General features: G+C 66.6%; 2 protein-coding genes. Both read right to left on the bottom strand.

The window, feature by feature from the left end:
* Nucleotides 1–10: 10 nt before the first annotated feature.
* Nucleotides 11–819, bottom strand: a protein-coding gene (locus GTY47_RS15555) for an IS5 family transposase (protein ID WP_086012443.1) whose coding sequence is annotated in 2 segments (ribosomal slippage) — nucleotides 11–480 and nucleotides 480–819 — 810 coding nt in all. Because the reading frame shifts where the segments join, the coding sequence is not laid out codon by codon here.
* Nucleotides 820–883: 64 nt separating this feature from the next.
* On the bottom strand, nucleotides 884–1,525 hold the full coding sequence (locus tag GTY47_RS15550; RefSeq protein WP_010031903.1) for a class I SAM-dependent methyltransferase: 642 nt from the start codon (nucleotides 1,523–1,525) through the stop codon (nucleotides 884–886).
* Between the last annotated feature and the right edge of the window lie 88 nt (nucleotides 1,526–1,613).

The raw sequence follows: 1,613 nt of genomic DNA, 5'->3' as shown, positions 1-1,613 counted from the left end.
ACTGATCGTTTCAGAATGAGGTTCGCAGGCGACGGAGGCAGATGATGCTGCAGGCCAGTTCGAGCAGACCCAGGTGGAGATCGGCCCGTCGTTCATAGCGGATGCGAAGTCGTTTGAACTGGTGCAGCCAGGCGAAGGCGCGTTCGACCACCCAGCGCACTTTACCCAGCCCGGAACCGTGGGCGACGCCGCGGCGGGCGATCATCGGCTTGATGCCACGCTTCCATAGCAGGCGGCGGTACTTGTCGAAATCGTAGCCCCGGTCGGCATACAGGCGGTGGGGTCTACGGCGAGGTCGTCCCCGGAGGCCACGAATCGATGGGACTGCCTCCAGCAGCGGCAGGAGCTGGGTGGCGTCGTGCCGGTTCCCGCCGGTCAGCCTGACGGCAAGCGGTGTGCCGTGACGGTCGACGATCAGGTGATGTTTGGAACCGGGACGGGCGCGGTCAACAGGCGACGGCCCGACGTGATCCCCCCTTTGAGCGCCCGGACATGCGAACCGTCTACAGCGCAGTCGTCCAAGTCCAGCAGGTCGGCGCGACGCAGCTCGGTCAACAAGGTGGCGTGCAGACGGGGCCACACGCCGGCCTCCGTCCAGTCCCGCAGCCGGCGCCAGGCCGTCACCCCGGAACAGCCAACGGTCTCCGCGGGGACGTCGCGCCAGGCGACGCCCGTCCGCAACACGTACATGACACCGGCGAGGGCCGCCCGATCGGGAACACGCAGTCTGCCCGGGTAGCGGTGCCGCCGCTCGGGAGCGGGCGGCAACATCGGAGCCACCCGCTCCCACAGGTCGTCAGGAACAAGATCAGCACGCACGCGGACAGCCTGTCGACCAAGGTCGCCTGACACAAGACCCGCAGCGCAACGTGCTGTTCAACGATCAGCTACGCCGTGCGAAAAGAATCGCTTGCGATGCTTTCTCTTCGGGGGCAAGCAGCATCTGGGCCTCGACCTCAAATCCAGCGTCGCGCAGCCACGCGGCCACCTGGCTCGGCTGACGACGGTGGACATGGACCTTCATCGGGTGGCCGCCGTAGCCCTCGGTCTTCAGTCGTGATTCGTCGCCGACGTGGAACAGGAGCTGCAGCGGTCCGCCCGGCCGCAGTGCCCGATGGAAGTGCCCGATCACAGACGGCACCTCATCATCGGGGATGTGGATCAACGACTGCCAGGCCAGCAATCCGGCGACCGAGGCGTCAGGGAGGTCCAGGTCCGTCATCGAGCCCACCTCGAACCGCAGGCCGGGATGGTCGCGCCGGGCAACCGCGACCATTCCGGGAGAAAGGTCGATGCCGAAGGCGTCGACGCCGAGAGTGTGAAGGTGGCCAGTGACGTGACCGGGGCCGCAGCCGATGTCTGCCACCGGTCCGCCGCCCGCGGCACGCACACTTTCGGCGAACAACGCCAGAGCCGCACGCAGGTACTGAAGCCGGTCGATGGCATCGCGCACGTAGTCGGCGTAGCCAACCGCGGCCGTGTCGTAGGAGGTTCGGGTGTCGGCCAACCAGTCGTCCGTCCACATGGCCGACACGCTAGTCCATATCTGCTCGACCTTGCTGGCAGCCCGATGTGCCACCGCAGCCTGCGCATCTCATTTTGAAACGATCAGT

The organism is Streptomyces sp. SID5464 (assembly GCF_009862985.1).
Taxonomy (GTDB): domain Bacteria; phylum Actinomycetota; class Actinomycetes; order Streptomycetales; family Streptomycetaceae; genus Streptomyces; species Streptomyces chartreusis_D.
Note: the sequence above shows the minus strand (reverse complement) of the source record. Positions and strands in the feature narration are given on the sequence as shown.

Excerpts from the sequence above, each read along its gene's own strand:
- GTY47_RS15550 (WP_010031903.1), bottom strand. The coding sequence starts at position 1,525 with ATGTGGACGGACGACTGGTTGGCCGACACCCGAACCTCCTACGACACG.